The 14,863-nt window shown below is 73.5% G+C and carries 15 protein-coding genes; 2 read left to right on the top strand and 13 right to left on the bottom strand.

Annotated features, from left to right (window positions below):
- Window positions 1-141: 141 nt before the first annotated feature.
- The 5 genes from AB0I49_RS22485 to infC form a co-directional block, all read right to left on the bottom strand.
- The gene (locus tag AB0I49_RS22485) at window positions 142-1,314 is read right to left on the bottom strand and encodes an ATP-binding protein (protein ID WP_363228810.1); all 1,173 of its coding nucleotides are present in this window, start codon (window positions 1,312-1,314) and stop codon (window positions 142-144) included.
- A gap of 40 nt (window positions 1,315-1,354) precedes the next feature.
- The gene (locus AB0I49_RS22480) at window positions 1,355-2,209 is read right to left on the bottom strand and encodes an RNA methyltransferase (protein WP_363228809.1); all 855 of its coding nucleotides are present in this window, start codon (window positions 2,207-2,209) and stop codon (window positions 1,355-1,357) included.
- 145 nt (window positions 2,210-2,354) lie between these two features.
- On the bottom strand, window positions 2,355-2,738 hold the full coding sequence (gene rplT, locus AB0I49_RS22475; protein ID WP_018103794.1) for a 50S ribosomal protein L20: 384 nt from the start codon (window positions 2,736-2,738) through the stop codon (window positions 2,355-2,357).
- A 103-nt stretch (window positions 2,739-2,841) separates the two neighbouring features.
- Entirely contained in the window at window positions 2,842-3,036 is a 195-nt protein-coding gene (gene rpmI / locus AB0I49_RS22470) for a 50S ribosomal protein L35 (protein WP_071964711.1), read from the bottom strand.
- 123 nt (window positions 3,037-3,159) lie between these two features.
- Complete coding sequence (gene infC, locus AB0I49_RS22465; RefSeq protein ID WP_363228808.1) at window positions 3,160-3,882, bottom strand: translation initiation factor IF-3; 723 nt, start codon at window positions 3,880-3,882, stop codon at window positions 3,160-3,162.
- A gap of 306 nt (window positions 3,883-4,188) precedes the next feature.
- On the opposite strand from infC, the gene AB0I49_RS22460 reads away from it, so the two are divergent.
- Complete coding sequence (locus tag AB0I49_RS22460; protein ID WP_363228807.1) at window positions 4,189-4,578, top strand: DUF1844 domain-containing protein; 390 nt, start codon at window positions 4,189-4,191, stop codon at window positions 4,576-4,578.
- Window positions 4,579-4,616: 38 nt separating this feature from the next.
- Here AB0I49_RS22460 and AB0I49_RS22455 read toward each other — a convergent pair whose 3' ends face one another.
- The 4 genes from AB0I49_RS22455 to AB0I49_RS22440 all read right to left on the bottom strand — a co-directional run bounded on the left by AB0I49_RS22455 (window position 4,617) and on the right by AB0I49_RS22440 (window position 8,312).
- The gene (locus tag AB0I49_RS22455; RefSeq protein WP_363228929.1) at window positions 4,617-5,333 is read right to left on the bottom strand and encodes an MIP family channel protein; all 717 of its coding nucleotides are present in this window, start codon (window positions 5,331-5,333) and stop codon (window positions 4,617-4,619) included.
- Between the two features lie 86 nt (window positions 5,334-5,419).
- Window positions 5,420-6,154: an SseB family protein gene (locus AB0I49_RS22450; RefSeq protein WP_363228806.1), complete on the bottom strand. Its 735-nt coding sequence runs from the start codon at window positions 6,152-6,154 to the stop codon at window positions 5,420-5,422.
- Window positions 6,155-6,225: 71 nt separating this feature from the next.
- Entirely contained in the window at window positions 6,226-7,398 is a 1,173-nt protein-coding gene (gene mycP, locus AB0I49_RS22445; RefSeq protein WP_363228928.1) for a type VII secretion-associated serine protease mycosin, read from the bottom strand.
- Window positions 7,399-7,448: 50 nt separating this feature from the next.
- A complete protein-coding gene (locus AB0I49_RS22440) occupies window positions 7,449-8,312 on the bottom strand; it encodes a hypothetical protein (RefSeq protein WP_363228805.1) in 864 nt (287 codons plus the stop codon).
- Between the two features lie 338 nt (window positions 8,313-8,650).
- On the opposite strand from AB0I49_RS22440, the gene AB0I49_RS22435 reads away from it, so the two are divergent.
- Entirely contained in the window at window positions 8,651-9,853 is a 1,203-nt protein-coding gene (locus tag AB0I49_RS22435; protein ID WP_363228927.1) for an amino acid deaminase/aldolase, read from the top strand.
- A gap of 36 nt (window positions 9,854-9,889) precedes the next feature.
- On the opposite strand, the gene AB0I49_RS22430 is transcribed toward AB0I49_RS22435, so the two are convergent.
- The 4 genes from AB0I49_RS22430 to AB0I49_RS22415 form a co-directional block, all read right to left on the bottom strand.
- Window positions 9,890-11,188: a haloacid dehalogenase-like hydrolase gene (locus tag AB0I49_RS22430; protein ID WP_363228804.1), complete on the bottom strand. Its 1,299-nt coding sequence runs from the start codon at window positions 11,186-11,188 to the stop codon at window positions 9,890-9,892.
- A 79-nt stretch (window positions 11,189-11,267) separates the two neighbouring features.
- A complete protein-coding gene (locus AB0I49_RS22425) occupies window positions 11,268-12,053 on the bottom strand; it encodes a 3-oxoacyl-ACP reductase (protein ID WP_363228803.1) in 786 nt (261 codons plus the stop codon).
- A 20-nt stretch (window positions 12,054-12,073) separates the two neighbouring features.
- Window positions 12,074-13,435 (bottom strand): aldehyde dehydrogenase family protein, encoded by a 1,362-nt coding sequence (locus AB0I49_RS22420; RefSeq protein ID WP_363228802.1) that lies wholly within the window; start codon window positions 13,433-13,435, stop codon window positions 12,074-12,076.
- Window positions 13,436-13,449: 14 nt separating this feature from the next.
- The gene (locus tag AB0I49_RS22415) at window positions 13,450-14,838 is read right to left on the bottom strand and encodes a glutamine synthetase family protein (RefSeq protein ID WP_363228801.1); all 1,389 of its coding nucleotides are present in this window, start codon (window positions 14,836-14,838) and stop codon (window positions 13,450-13,452) included.
- Window positions 14,839-14,863 lie beyond the last annotated feature (25 nt).

Below are 14,863 nucleotides of genomic sequence, written 5' to 3'. Positions count from 1 at the left end.
GGCTGCGCTTCGCTTCGCCTCGGCTCTTGACAAGTGCTGTGGATGCCGAGCGGGTGCGCCGCTTAGCCCGACGACATTGATGCCAAAGGTGCCAAAGGTCGAGTCTAAAGGGCGCGGCTGGAGGGTGGGCCCGTGGGCCGCTCAGGCCAGGAAGGCCGGGGCGCCGACGGGCAGCGTAAATCGGAACTCGGCGCCGCCGCCGCGGGCCCTGCCGACCGTGATCGAGCCGCCGTGCGCCTCGACGATGCCCTTGACGATGTACAGCCCGAGGCCGGTGCCGCCGCGCTTGCTGCCGCGCCAGAAGCGGGTGAAGACGCGGCCCACCGACTCGTCGGGGATGCCGGGGCCCTCATCGCTCACGGTGACCGCTGTCCTCTCCACGACGGGGGCCCCCGGGTGGGCCCGCGCCACCACTGGTGACACCTCTATCGTGACCGTTCCCTCGCCGTGCCGCACCGCGTTTTCCAGCAGGTTGCCGAGCACCTGATCGATCTTGTCGGGGTCCGCCCAGAGCGCGGGCAGCGGCTCCCGGACCCGGATCAGGAACCGGTCGGTGCGCTGGCCCGCGGTGGTGTGCGCCTGTACGTGCCGGCGGACGGCGGCGGCGATGTCGACGGGCTGCTTGCGGACCTCCAGCCGGCCCGAGTCGATCCGGGAGATGTCCAGGAGCTCGGCGATGAGCCGGGTGACGCGGTTGGCGTCGGCGTCGACGGTCTCCAGCATCAGCCGCTTCTGGTCGTCCGTGAACCGCTCCCACTTGGCGAGCAGCGTCGCCGTGAACCCCTTGACGGAGGTCAGCGGGGAGCGCAGCTCATGGGCGACGGTGGCGATCAGCTCGGCGTGGCTGCGCTCGGTGCGGCGGCGCGCCTCGGTGCCGCGCAGCTGGACGACGAGGCGGCGCACCGGGCCGGTGGGCCGGTCGCGTACGTACCGGGCGGAGACCAGGACCTCGCGGCCGCCGGGCAGCAGCAGATTCCGCTCGGGCTGCCCGGCGCGGATGGCGAGCCCGCCGTACGGGTCGGTCAGCGCCCACCAGCGGCGGCCTTCGAGGTCTTCGAGCGGCAGGGCGCTCTCCAGCGGCCGGCCGATCGCCTCGGCGGGCGGCAGCTCGGTGATACGGGCGGCGGCGGCGTTGAAGCAGGTGACCTTGCCGGTCTCGTCCGCGACGACCAGCCCGTCCGGCAGGTCGTCGGGGTCGAGCCCGAGGGCGGCGAGCCCGTCGGGGCCGAGGCCGTCGCCGAGGTCCCCGCAGGCGCTCCGGGGGACGGGCGGGCAGGCGCCGGCCGTGCTGCCGCCGGAGGTCCTGACATCCATCGCCGCACCCCCCTTCGGGCCCCCGAGGACGCCAACCCTACTAGGTGGATGTGACGGAGCGGCACCCTCCGGAAGCACGCTGCGCACGAGCCGAAGCGTAGAGGCAGACGGCGGCCGCCGTAGCGAGGTTGAGGCTCTCGGCCCGGCCGTGGATCGGTACGCGCACCACCTCGTCCGCGAGTGCGCGGGTCTCCTCCGGCAGCCCCCACGCCTCGTTGCCGAAGATCCAGGCGGTGGGCCCGCCCATCGCGCCGCCGTCCAGTTCCCCGTCGAGGTCCCGCTCGCCCGCGCCGTCGGCGGCGAGCACCCGCACCCCGGCGTCCGCGAGGCCCCGCACGGCCCGCTCCACGGGGACGCCGACGGCGACCGGGAGGTGGAAGAGGGAGCCGACGGAGGCCCGTACGGACTTGGGGTTGTAGAGGTCCACGGAGGCGTCGGTGAGCACCACGGCGTCGGCGCCCGCGGCGTCCGCGCAGCGCAGCACCGTGCCGGCGTTGCCGGGGTCGCGTACGTTCGCGAGCACGGCCACCAGCTGGGGGCGGGCCGCGAGGATCTCCTCGAAGGGCGAGTCGAGGAAGCGGCAGACGCCGACGATGCCCTGCGGGGTGACGGTCTGGGAGATGTCGGCGAGGGTCTCGGCGTCGGCGGTGTGCACGCGGGCGCCGGCGGCGTGCGCGGCCTCGACGATCGCGGCGTAGCGCTCGGCGGCGTCGGGGGTCGCGAACAGCTCGGTCAGGGTGGGCTCGCCGTCGCCCCGGTGCGCCACCGCCTCGCGCACGGCCTGCGGGCCCTCGGCGATGAACCGGCGTTCCTTGCCCCGGAAGTTGCGGCGGGCCAGCCGCCGGGCGGCGGCGACGCGCGGGGAGCGCGGGGAGATCAGCTCGGGGGTGCCCATGGGCGGCGGCTCACTTCTTGTGCGGCGGCGGGTTCGGGTGGGGCGGGGCGGGCTCAGACAGCAGCGGACCCGCAGGCCGGGGCCTGCGGGTCCGCTCAGCTCAGCGCGGTGCGCGGCTCGACCGCGACGTGCCTGGGGTCGCTGTTCAGGCGGCCTTCGGGGCGTTGACGTCGCTCGGAAGCGCCTTCTGGGCGACCTCGACGAGCGCGGCGAACGCGTTGGCGTCGTTGACCGCGAGCTCGGCCAGGATCTTGCGGTCCACCTCGATGTTGGCGGCCTTCAGACCTTGGATGAGGCGGTTGTACGTCATGCCGTTCTGGCGGGCAGCGGCGTTGATGCGCTGGATCCACAGCTGACGGAAGTCGCCCTTGCGCTTCTTGCGGTCGTTGTAGTTGTAGACCAGGGAGTGGGTGACCTGCTCCTTGGCCTTGCGGTACAGGCGCGAGCGCTGGCCCCGGTAGCCGCTGGCCTGCTCCAGGATCGCCCGGCGCTTCTTGTGGGCGTTGACTGCCCGCTTGACGCGTGCCACTTGTTAACTCCTTGTAGCGGGGCCGCGGTCGTCTCTCACGCGGCCCGAAAACGAATAGGTCCCGGTATTCGGCCCAGCACGCCCCACATCAGGGGCGCGCGGGTCACTTGCCGAGAAGCTTCTTGATCTTCTTGGCGTCGCCCGGGGCCATCTCGGCGTTGCCGGTGAGGCGACGCGTCAGCTTGGACGACTTGTGCTCAAGCAGGTGGCGCTTGCCGGCGCGCTCCCGCATCACCTTGCCGGAGCCGGTGATCTTGAAGCGCTTGCTGGCACCGCTGTGCGTCTTGTTCTTCGGCATGCGCCGTACTCTCCTCGTCGGTGGCGCTCCCCCGGCCGGCGGGCCGGCGTGCGGGAGCGTCAGATGTTTCGGTCGGTGTGCGGGGCCGCTGCCCCGGCACGGCCGGGGCGCTCGGCCCCCGCCTCACGCCTCGGCGGGCTCCTCGGCGGACGCCTGGGCCGGTTCCGCGACGGCGTCGTCGCGGTCCTGGTGCGCGGCGCCGCGGCGCTCCGCCTTGCGGGCGTCGGCCAGCTCGCGGGCCTCGGCCATCGCCTCGGTCTTCTTCTTGTGCGGGCCGAGAACCATGATCATGTTTCGGCCGTCCTGCTTCGGATTCGACTCCACGAAGCCGAGGTCCTGGACGTCCTCCGCGAGCCGCTGCAGCAGCCGGAAGCCGAGTTCCGGACGGGACTGCTCGCGACCACGGAACATGATCGTGATCTTGACCTTGTCGCCCTGCTTGAGGAACCGGACGACGTGACCCTTCTTGGTGTCATAGTCGTGCGGGTCGATCTTCGGCCGGAGCTTCATCTCCTTGATGACCGTGTGCGCCTGGTTCTTGCGCGCCTCACGGGCCTTCATGGCCGACTCGTACTTGAACTTCCCGTAGTCCATGAGCTTGCAGACCGGCGGGCGAGCGGTCGCCGCCACCTCGACGAGGTCGAGGTCGTACTCCTGCGCAAGCTCCAGGGCCTTGGCAAGCGGCACAATGCCTACCTGCTCGCCGCTGGGACCGACGAGTCGCACTTCCGGGACTCGAATCCGGTCGTTGATGCGGGGCTCGGCGCTGATGGGGCCTCCTCGGTTGCACCACGCGACCGCCTGGCGGACAGCCGCGTAACGTCTGTTTCGGTATGACCAGCCCATCGTTACTCGTGACGCACAAAACGCCCCGGACGGGACACAGGCGGGCTCCTCACAAACCGGAACACCGCCGCGTTTCACCGCGGGGCGCATCGGGCGGTTCCACATCGTCCGTACGGAACGATGGGCACTGCCGGACCGGTGACCTGCCGTCCCGGAGGTCGGTCAGGTGGGAGATCGGAGCCTCCACTTGTGGGCCGGTCACATGAGTGTCCGGCCGGTCACCGCCTACGATACCGCATCCGCGCGCACAAGGCCGCGCCGTACGCTGGAGCGCACCGTCCAGCAGGAAGAAGCGGAAGAACCACCATGAGCGACGCCACCCCCGCCCCCACGCCCGCCGAGTCCGGCCCCCCGAGCGAGGCGCCGGACTTCGGGGCCATGACCCGCGACATCGCGGACGTGCCCGCGGTCGAGGTGATCACCACGGTCGCCGTGCACCTGATGAGCTCCGCCGCCGTGAACCTGGGCCTGGCCGAGGAGGGCGACAAGCACAAGGACCTGGACGAGGCGCGCAAGCTGATCCAGGCGCTCGCCGGGCTGGTCACCGCGAGCGCCACCGAGATCAGCTCCTTCCACGCGGGGCCGCTGCGCGACGGCCTCAAGTCGCTGCAGCTGGCGTTCCGCGAGGCGTCCGTGGTGCCGGACGAGCCGGGCCAGGGGCCGGGCGAGAAGTACACGGGCCCCGTCTTCGGCTGAGCGGGACGCGTCCCTTCACGCGCCCCGCGCGACCGGGCTCAGGTCGCCGACCGCTCGTCGGCGACCAGCTTGGGCTCCTGCGGCGGGTGCGTCACCTGGTGCACCACCGCGGCGATCGCGCCGCCCACCAGCGGCGCGACGATGAACAGCCACAGCTGGGAGAGCGCGTCGCCGCCCGCGAAGAGGGCCGGGCCCAGACTCCGGGCCGGGTTCACCGAGGTGCCGGTCAGCGGGATGCCGACGAGGTGGATCACGGCGAGGGCGATGCCGATCGGCAGGCCGTCGAAGCCGACGACCGCGACCCGGTGCGTCACCGCGAGCACCACGAAGACCAGCAGGAACGTGAGGATCACCTCGGCCAGGAAGGCGCCGCCGAGGCTGATGTGGACGGCCGAGCGGCTGCCCCAGCCGTTGCTGCCGAACGTCTCGTCGGTCTTGAGCCCCGGCACGGTCTGGGCGAGCCAGTACAGCAGGCCCGCGCCCACGATGCCGCCGACGAGCTGCGCGATCCAGTACTCGATGGCGGTGCGGCCCGTAATGCGCCGGGCCAGCAGCATGCCGAGGGTGACCGCCGGGTTCACGTGGGCGCCCGAGACCGGACCCAGCGCGTACGCCACGGCCAAAAGGACGAAGCCGAAGGAGAGCGCGATGCCCAGGACTCCGATGTAGTCGGCGCCCAGGACCGCGGCTCCGACGCCGAAGAACACCAGCAGCAGCGTGCCGATGAACTCCGATACGACAGTTCTCGTCTCCATGACGTCCTCCAGGCGGTGGATCTTGAACTGTCCCTGCATTGTCGGACGGTCCGGCCGGTTCCGCCTGTCGGAGCCCAGCGCCTGGATCAGCGGCTGAACAGCACCTCGCTCTGGTGCGCGGCCCCCGGCGGCAGCAGCGCCAGGTCCAGTCCCCGTACGAGCCGGGCGCGCAGCACCTCGTCCGCCGCCAGGGCCTCGGCGACCCGCCCGGCCACCTCGCGCGCGGGCGCGTCAGGGGCGAGGGCGAGCGCCAGGGTCCCGTCGCCGTCCCCGGCCGCGGACAGCCCGGCGCTCAGCACGCCGGGCTCGGCCTCCAGCACGGCGCGCAGCGCGTCGGCCACCGCCGGATCGGCGAGCGGGTCGGTGCTGGTACGCCCCTCCGCGAGGGCGAGCAGCGCGGGGCCCGCCAGCGGGTAGGTGACCGGTCCGGCCAGGTCGAGGACGATCGTGTCGGCCTTCTCGTGGGCGGCGGCCCGCAGCGCCTGGTGCATCGGCACCGCCACGGGCCGCGCGTCGGCCCGCCAGCGCGCCAGGCTCCCGGTGGACGTGAAGGCCGGCAGCGCCCGCCGTCCGCCGGGCGCCTCCAGCGTCGGCACGGCCATGTCGCTGGTCTTCTCCCGCCGCAGCCCGTCGGCCCCGGTCTCCGTCTCCCCCAGCACCGCCACGACGGGGACGAGCACCCGCGCCCCGGCCAGCGCCGCCAGTACCCGCGGCTCCGCGGACGGGTCCCGCGACCAGGCGTCGAGCGCCTCGGCGAGAGCGGCGTCGGCGGAGCCGTCGTCGTCGGAGAAACCAGGGTCGGGAATGTTCTTGAGCGCCACGCGTCGAGACTATCCGGGGCCACGGACCGGCCCGGCCCCGGGCCGGGGTACGGGACGGTCCCGTACCGCCGTCAGTACCTCCCGAACGGGTCCCGGTCGCGCCGCTGGCCGCCGCGCCAGAGGAAGACGGCGGCCACGAGCAGGAGCGCGCCCGCCGTCGCGGCGGCGACGGCGAGGAGGTCGGGGTCCTTGCCGTCGTGGTCGGGGTGGCCGGCGCGGGGGCCGGGGCCGAAGTAGCGCCGGGCCCCTCCGGAGGCCAGGGGCGTCTTCGACTCGGGGGTCACGCGGTCGCCGGCCGCGATGGCGGCGGCGGGGTCGACGAGCCCCGCGCCCAGCGCGTCGCTGCGGCCGCCCGCGGGGGCGTCCAGCGCGGTTTCGGTGAGCAGCCGGCGGATCTGGAGCGGGCTGAGGTCCGGGTGCGCGGCGCGGACGAGGGCGACGGCGCCGGAGACGAAGGCGGACGCCGCGCTGGTGCCCCACCCCTCGTAGTAGTGCCGGTCCGGGTCGGCGATGACGACGTCGACGCCGGGCGCGCTGACCGTGGAGTACCAGCGGCGGGTGGAGAAGGAGGCGCGGGTGCCGTACCGGTCGACGGCGGTCACAGCGATCACGCCGGGGTAGGCGGCCGGGTAGGAGACGTGGTCGCCGCTCTCGCCGCCGTTGCCGGCCGAGGCGACGACGACGGCGCCCTTGCTCAGCGCGTACTGGACGGCCTCGTCCTCGCGCGGCTCGGGGTGCGCGGAGTCGCTGTCGTCGCCGAGCGACAGGTTGATCACGTCCGCGCCGTGGTCGGCGGCCCAGCGGATGCCGTCGGCGAGCGCGCCGCCGCGGATCGAGCGGGCCTCCTTGCGGGCCGGGTCGCCGTCCTCCAGGATCACCCGGACGGGAAGGATCTTCACCTCGGGGGCGACGCCCAGGATGCCGTCGTCGTCGCCCGGTCCGTGGCCGCGGCCGGCGACGATGCCGGCCATGGCGGTGCCGTGCCGGGCCCAGGACCGGTCGCCGCTGCGCGCGCCGAAGCCGATGAGGTCCTTGCCGGGCAGGACCTGGCCCGCGAGGTCGGGGTGGCTGTCGTCGACGCCGGTGTCGAGGATGGCGACGGTGATGCCCTTGCCCTTGGTGGTGCGCCACGCGTCCTGCGCATGGACAGCGTCGAGCCCCCATTCCTGGTCGCGTATGGCGTCGGCGTGCGCGGGGGGCGCTGCCGTCAGCGTGGGCAGGACGGCCAGCGCGGCGGCCGCCAGCGCGAGGAGCGCACGGCGGGGCCCCGGCCGCCGCGGCGCGCGGCGCGCTGTCACTTGGACGCCTCCTCGGCGGCTTTCTTCACGCCTTTGACAAAGGCGTGTTCCACCTGCTCGCAGACGCCCTTGGCGTCGTGCCCGAGCCCCGCCTGCGCCGCGACCGACGTCGCACCCGGGGTGACGGCCCGGATCGCGGGCTGCGGGTCGGCGGCCTTCCGGCCGTCGGCGAACCCCGTCACCGCGTACAGCACCACCGGGGTGTCGGTACGGATCTTGATCTGCCAGGAGGCCCGCTGCGCGTCGCCGAACCCGGCCGCCGCCGTGTCCTTCGCCGCGTACGGACGGGGCAGCAGATCCCGCCGCTCCGAAAGCCCCTCGTCCTCGAACCGCCGTTGCAGAGCGCCCATCTGCCCCGCGTCGGCCTTGGTGACGAGCAGCCCGACCGTCGTCACGCTGGTCGTCGTCGCGTCGGCGTATGTGGCGCGCAGCAGCCGCGCGCAGCCGACGGGCGCCAGCGCCTTGGCCAGCAGCGGGTCGAACGCCCCGGCGCAGCCGCTGTCCGGCGCGACCGCGATCCGCCGCCAGGTGCGGTCCGCGCCGCCGGGGCCCGCGCCGTCGCCGCGCAGCGCGGGCGGGAAGATCGCGTCCACGGGGGCCGTGCGCCACCGTGCGCCGCCCTGCTCGTACATGACCTCGGCGGCCGACTCGGCGCCCGCCTCGCCGCCCAGCAGGCTGCCCGCCGCGGCGCCGCCGAGGAGGCCGAGGCCGAGCACGAGGCAGAGGACGGCCACGAGCGCGCGCAGCCGGCCGCGGCCGTGCGGCTGCCGCTCGCCGGATCCGTGGCCCGGGGGGACGGGAACGCCGGGGGCGAAGGCGGGCACCGGGTGCTCCGAGCGGTACCAGGGGGGTGTGGGCATGTGCTCCGCGCGTTCCGGGTGCGTGCTGGCAGGCCGCGCCGCGGCCCCGGCCGGGGCGGGTGCGGCGGGTGGCCGCGCGGGGGGCGGCGGGGGTGGTGGGGACGGGGAGCCCAGCACGCCTCGCGCCTCGGTGCTCAACTGCGCTCCCCCTCGCGAGCGGCCCGCCGTACCGTCCGACGGCCTTGGTGGACAGGCCGGTTCGCAGGCGGGGAGCACCCCGCTGACCTGCCGGTCGCCATGTGTGACGCCACTCTACGGGGCGTCGGCCGCCCTGCGCACGGGCCATGCCTCTACCCAGCGGTAACGCCTTCTGGCAAGCTGCGGCCATGTCCGCCGCCATATCCGCAGCAGCTTCCGACCGGGCCCGGCTCGACCGGGCCACCGCTCATCTCGACGCTCCCGTCGCCGTCGTGGACCTGGCCGCGTTCGACGCCAACGCCGCCGATCTGGCGCGGCGGGCGCGGGGCAAGCCGATCCGGGTGGCGAGCAAGTCGGTGCGGTGCCGGGCGCTGCTGGAACGGGTGCTGGCGCGCGAGGGGTTCGCCGGGATCATGAGCTATACGCTCGCGGAGTCGCTGTGGCTGGCGCGGTCCGGCTTCGAGGACATCCTCCTCGCCTATCCGTCGGCCGACCGGGAGGCGTTCGGGCAGTTGGCCGGCGACCCGAAGCTCGCGGACGCGGTGACGGTGATGGTGGACGACGTCCGCCAGCTCGATCTGATCGACGCGGCACGGGCCGGCGGTCGCGAGGAGATCCGGGTCTGCCTGGAACTGGACACCTCGCTGCGGCTGCTGGGCGGCCGGATTCGGATCGGCGCGCTCCGCTCGCCTCTGCGCACCCCCGCCCAACTGGCCGAGCTGGCCCGCGCGATCGGCCGCCGCCCCGGCTTCCGGCTGGTGGGCCTGATGGCGTACGAGGCCCATGTGGCGGGCGTCGGCGACCGGCTCGCCGGGCGGCCGGTGCGGTCGCGGGCCATCCGGCTGATGCAGGCCGCCGCGCGCAAGGAGCTGGCCGCGCGGCGGGCCGAGGTCGTACGGGCGGTGCGCGCGGTCGCCCCGGACCTGGAGTTCGTCAACGGCGGCGGCACGGGCAGCGTCCAGCACACCGCCGCGGAGGACGCGGTCACCGAGGTCGCGGCGGGGTCCGGGCTGTACGTGCCGCGGCTGTTCGACACCTACACGTCCTTCCGGGGCCGCCCGGCCGCGCTCTACGCGCTGCCGGTGGTGCGGCGGCCCGGCGTGGGCGTGGTGACGGTGCTGGGCGGCGGCTACCCGGCGTCGGGCGCCGCGGGCGCGGACCGGCTGCCGACGCCGTATCTCCCGGCCGGGCTGCGGCTGACCCCGATGGAGGGCGCGGGCGAGGTGCAGACGCCGCTGCTGGGGCAGCCCGCGGACGACCTGCTGGTCGGCGACAAGGTGTGGTTCCGGCACGCGAAGGCCGGCGAGCTGTGCGAGCGCTTCGAGGCGCTGCACCTGATCGACGGGGACCGGATCGTGGAGACGGCCCCCACCTACCGCGGTGAGGGCCGTACGTTCCTGTGACCGCCCGGCCCCCGAAGGGCCGGGCGGCGGCGGGCTCTAGAGGTGCGCCCGGTCGTGCTGGTCCGGGACGACGGTGCCGTCGGCGCGCCTGACCGGGCCGCCCGTGCCGTCCGTGTTGACGTACGCCGTGGTCGAGCACGGGTACGTACCGGACTTGGCCGGCATCGGGTCGATGAACATCGGCTGGGCGACCCAGCGGTGGTCGGCGTCGTCGTAGGCCCGGCACATCAGCTCGCCCTGGTTGCGGTTGATGGCCAGGTGCGCGCCGGTGGCGTCGTTCACGAACGTCACGTCCGTGTTGGCGTCGCCGCCGCCCAGCGCGATGCGGTGCGCCGGGTCCTGGAGGCGCCACGCCTCGGCGCCCTTCTTCTTGAAGATCTCCTGGTTGATCCAGCAGCGCTTGCCGTCCATGAACGGGATCGCGTCGCCGCCGGTGCCCTTGACGTCGCCGCAGGCGCGGATGCCGGTGGTCATCTTGCCGTGGCTGGTGAGGCTGCGGATGCCGATGGTGTGCTTGCGGTCCAGGCCGACGCCGCCCGACCACGCCTGGGCGATGGGCTCGGAGGAGGCGGAGACGATGTAGACGTCGAAGCCGGCCGCCTTGAGCGTGCGGATCAGGTCCTTCTGCTGGTCGTAGTAGCGGACGTACCCGGCGATCTTGTGGGTGCCGACCGTCTGCGTGGAGCCGATCGGGGCGGCCAGCGCCTCGGTACGGGCCTGCTTCGCGTACGAGGTCAGCGCGGCGGGGCGCTGCCCGGCGAACAGCTGCGGGACCCAGGCGTACGAGGGCACCGTCCGCCGGTGGTTCCACTCGCCGGCGAAGGCTGCCTTGCCGCTCATCGTGCGGGACTCGGCGCGGATCTCCATGATCTCGTCCGCGCAGGCGGTGTTCCGCGAGGTGTGCAGCGGCTTCCCGACCGGTACGGACGTGCCGCAGGCTCTCGTCAGATCGCGGGCGGCGCCCGGCGTCATCCACTTGCTGGTGGCCCGCCAGCTCGCCGGCCGCAGGATCTTGTCGTGCTTGAGCGCCCAGGCCAGCGTGGCGTCGGTGACGTCGTTCTTGACGACGGTGTTGTCCCAGTCGAACGCGGCGACCGGCCGCGGCCCGCCGTGGCCGGAACACCGGCCGCGCTCGTCGATCATCCGCTGGAGCTTGTGCCGGTTGTCGCCGAACCACGTGAGGTTCTTGTCCAGCTGCGGGCAGTTCCTGTGCGCCGAACGGGCGGCGGCGTTGTCTGAGGTGCTGGGCGTGGCGGGGGCGGCGGTGGCGGGCACCGCGGCGGCGAGGGCCGAGGCGGCGGCGAGCGAGGCGACGAGAGCGTGCTTGGTGCGCATGCGTCCTCCAGGACGTGGGGGGCCAGGACTGACACCGAAAACCGGCCGAACAGCCGGTTTTCGGTGTTGATCATGGACCTTACATGGGCGTTACATAAGCGCCCGCGATTCCGCCGTCGACGAGGAATTCGGCCGCGTTGACGAAGGAGGAATCGTCGCTCGCGAGGAAGGCGACGGCGGCGGCGATCTCCTCGGGCTCCGCGAAGCGGCCCACGGGCACGTGGACGAGGCGGCGCGCGGCGCGCTCGGGGTCCTTGGCGAACAGTTCCTTCAGGAGCGGGGTGTTGACCGGGCCGGGGCAGAGCGCGTTGACGCGGATGCCCTCGCGGGCGAACTGCACGCCCAGTTCGCGGGACATGGACAGCACGCCGCCCTTGGACGCGGTGTAGCTGATCTGGGAGGTGGCGGCGCCCATCACGGCCACGAAGGAGGCGGTGTTGATGATGGAGCCGCGGCCCTGCTCGCGCATATAGGGGAGCGCGGCCTTGCAGCAGAGGTAGACGGAGGTGAGGTTGACCTCCTGGACACGCTTCCAGGCGTCGAGGCCGGTGGTGAGGATGGAGTCGTCGTCGGGCGGCGAGATGCCCGCGTTGTTGAAGGCGACGTCGACCGAACCGTAGGTGGCGTGGGCGGTCCTGAAGACCGCCTCGACCTGCTCGGGGTCGGTCACGTCGACCTTGGTGAAGAGGCCGCCGACCTCCTCGGCCGCCGCCTTGCCGGCGCCCTCGTCGATGTCGGCGACGACGACGTTCGCGCCCTCGGACGCGAGGCGGCGCGCGGTGGCCAGCCCGATGCCGCTGCCGGCTCCGGTGATGACGGCGGTACGGCCCACCAGGCGGCGGCAGACGGGGCTCTGGTCGCTCACTTGCTTTTCCTCCATCGCGGTCAGGCGTCGGTGTTCAGGAAGACGTTCTTGGTCTCGGTGAAGGCGGCGAGGGCGTCCGGGCCCAGTTCCCGGCCGAGGCCGGACTGCTTGTAGCCGCCGAACGGGGTGGAGTAGCGGACGCTGCTGTGCGAGTTGACGGACAGGTTGCCCGCCGCGACGGCGCGCGAGACGCGCAGCGCGCGGCCCACGTCGCGGGTCCAGATCGAGCCGGAGAGGCCGTAGTCGGTGGCGTTGGCGAGGCGGACGGCGTCGGCCTCGTCCTCGAAGGGGAGGACGACGGCGACGGGCCCGAAGATCTCCTCGGTCGCCGCCCGGTCGTCCGGCGCGCCCTCCAGGACGGTCGCCGGGTACCAGAACCCCTTGCCCTGGGGGGCCTCGCCCCGGATGGCGGCGGGCGCGGACTCGGGTACGTACGACCGTACGCGCTCCCGGTGCGCGGCCGAGATCAGCGGGCCCATCCGGGTGGCGGCGTCGGCCGGGTCGCCGACGGTGAAGGCGCGGACCGCGGGCTCCAGCAGCTCCATGAAGCGGTCGTAGACCTCGTGCTGGACGAGGACGCGGCTGCGGGCGCAGCAGTCCTGGCCGGTGTTGTCGAGGAAGGAGCCGGGGGCGGCAGCGGCGGCCTGTTCGAGGTCGGCGTCGGCGAAGACGATGTTGGGGCTCTTGCCGCCGAGTTCGAGGGTCACCCGCTTCACCCGTGCGGCGCACTCGGCCATGATCTGCTTGCCGACGGCGGTGGAGCCGGTGAAGACGACCTTGGCGACGCCGGGGTGGCGGACCAGGGCCGAGCCCGCGACGGGCCCGGCGCCCGGCAGGACCTGGAAGAGCCCTTCGGGGAGCCCGGCCTCCAGGGCGAGTTCGGCCAGCCGGAGCGCGGTGAGCGGGGTGGTCTCGGCGGGTTTGAGGAGGACGGCGTTGCCCGCGGCGAGCGCGGGGGCCGTGCCCCAGGCGGCGATCGGCAGGGGGAAGTTCCACGGGGCGATGACGGCGATGACGCCGAGCGGCTCGTGGAAGGTGACGTTCAGCCCGCCGGCGACGGGGATCTGGGCGCCGGCCAGCCGCTCCGCGCCGCCCGCCGCGTAGTCGAGGAGGTCGCGGACGTTGCCTGCCTCCCAGCGGGCGTTGCCGATGGGGTGGCCGGCCTCCTGGACCTCCAGCCGGGCCAGTTCCTCGATGTGCGCGTCGACGGCCGCGGCGAAGCGGCGCAGCTGCCGGGCGCGGTCGCCGGGGGCGAGGGCCGCCCAGGCGCGCTGGGCGCGCTGGGCCCGTACGACGGCGGCGTCGACGTCCTCGGCGGTGGAGGCGAGGACGGTGGCGATGACCTCTTCGGTGGCGGGGTTGACTACCTGGTGCTCGTGCACGTCGTTCCGTTTCCTCACATGCGCTCGAAGGAGCGGAATCGCTCCCAGTCCGTCACGGCGGTGTCGTAGGCGTCCTGTTCCACGCGCGCCATGTTGAGGTAGTGCTCGACCACCTCGTCGCCGAAGGCGGCGCGGGCGAGGGGGCTGGCGGACCACAGGCCGGCGGCCTCGCGCAGGGTCACGGGGACGTGTTGGGCGTCGCCCGCGTAGGCGTTGCCGGTGCACGCCTCGGGGAGTTCCAGCTCCGCCTCTATGCCGTGCAGTCCGGCGGCGATCATGCCGGCGACGGCGAGGTAGGGGTTGACGTCGCCGCCGGGCAGCCGGTTCTCGAAGCGGTGGGCGTGGCCGCGGCCGACGACGCGCAGCGCGCAGGAGCGGTTGTCGGGGCCCCAGGCGACGGCGGTCGGGGCGAAGGAGCCGGGGCGGAACCGCTTGTAGGAGTTGATGTTGGGCGCGTACAGCAGGGTGAAGTCGCGGAGCGCGGCGAGCTGTCCGGCGAGGAAGTGCTCCATGGTCCGCGACATGCCGTACGGGCCGTCGTCGGCGGCCATGACGGGCCGTCCGGCCTCGTCGCGGAGCGAGAGGTGGATGTGGCAGGAGTTGCCCTCGCGCTCGTCGTACTTGGCCATGAAGGTGAGCGCCCGGCCCTCCTGGGCGGCGATCTCCTTGGCGCCGGTCTTGTAGACGGAGTGCTGATCGCAGGTGGTGAGGGCCTCGTCGTAGCGGAAGGCGATCTCGTGCTGGCCGAGGTTGCACTCGCCCTTCGCGGACTCCACGGTCATGCCGGCCGCGCCCATCTCGTTGCGGATGCGGCGCAGCAGGGGTTCGACGCGGCCGGTGCCGAGCACGGAGTAGTCGACGTTGTACTGGTTGGCGGGGTGCATGCCGCGGTAGCCGCGGGTCCAGGCGTCCTCGTAGGTGTCGTTGAAGACCATGAACTCCAGCTCCGTGCCCGCGTATGCGCTCCAGGCGCTGCCCGTGCGATCGAGCCCCGCCTGGCGGAGGCGGTCGAGCTGGCGGCGGAGGATCTGCCGGGGCGAGGCGGCGACGGGCGAGCCGTCGTGCCACACGAGGTCGGCGGTGACCAGGGCGGTCGCCGGGTTCCAGGGGGTGCGGCGCAGGGTGGAGGTGTCGGGGCGCATTGCGAAGTCGCCGTAGCCGCGGTCCCAGGAGGACATGGCGTAGCCGTCGACGGTGTTCATGTCGGTGTCGACGGCGAGGAGGTAGTTGCAGCCCTCGGTGCCGTGCTCCAGCGCGTCGTCGAGGAAGAAGCGGGCGGCGAACCGCTTGCCCTGGAGCCGTCCTTGCATATCGGTGAAGGCGAGGACGACAGTGTCGATCTCCCCGGTGTCGACGAGCCGGCGCAGCTCGTCGACGGGGAGCGGGGGCGTGCGGTCTGCCACGGGATGGCCTCCTGTCTGCGCAACC

It is taken from the genome of Streptomyces sp. NPDC050617 (genome assembly GCF_040654795.1).
Classification (GTDB): Bacteria; Actinomycetota; Actinomycetes; order Streptomycetales; family Streptomycetaceae; genus Streptomyces.
The sequence above is the reverse complement of the archived record's forward strand: the minus strand, read 5'-3'. Positions and strand labels throughout refer to the sequence as shown.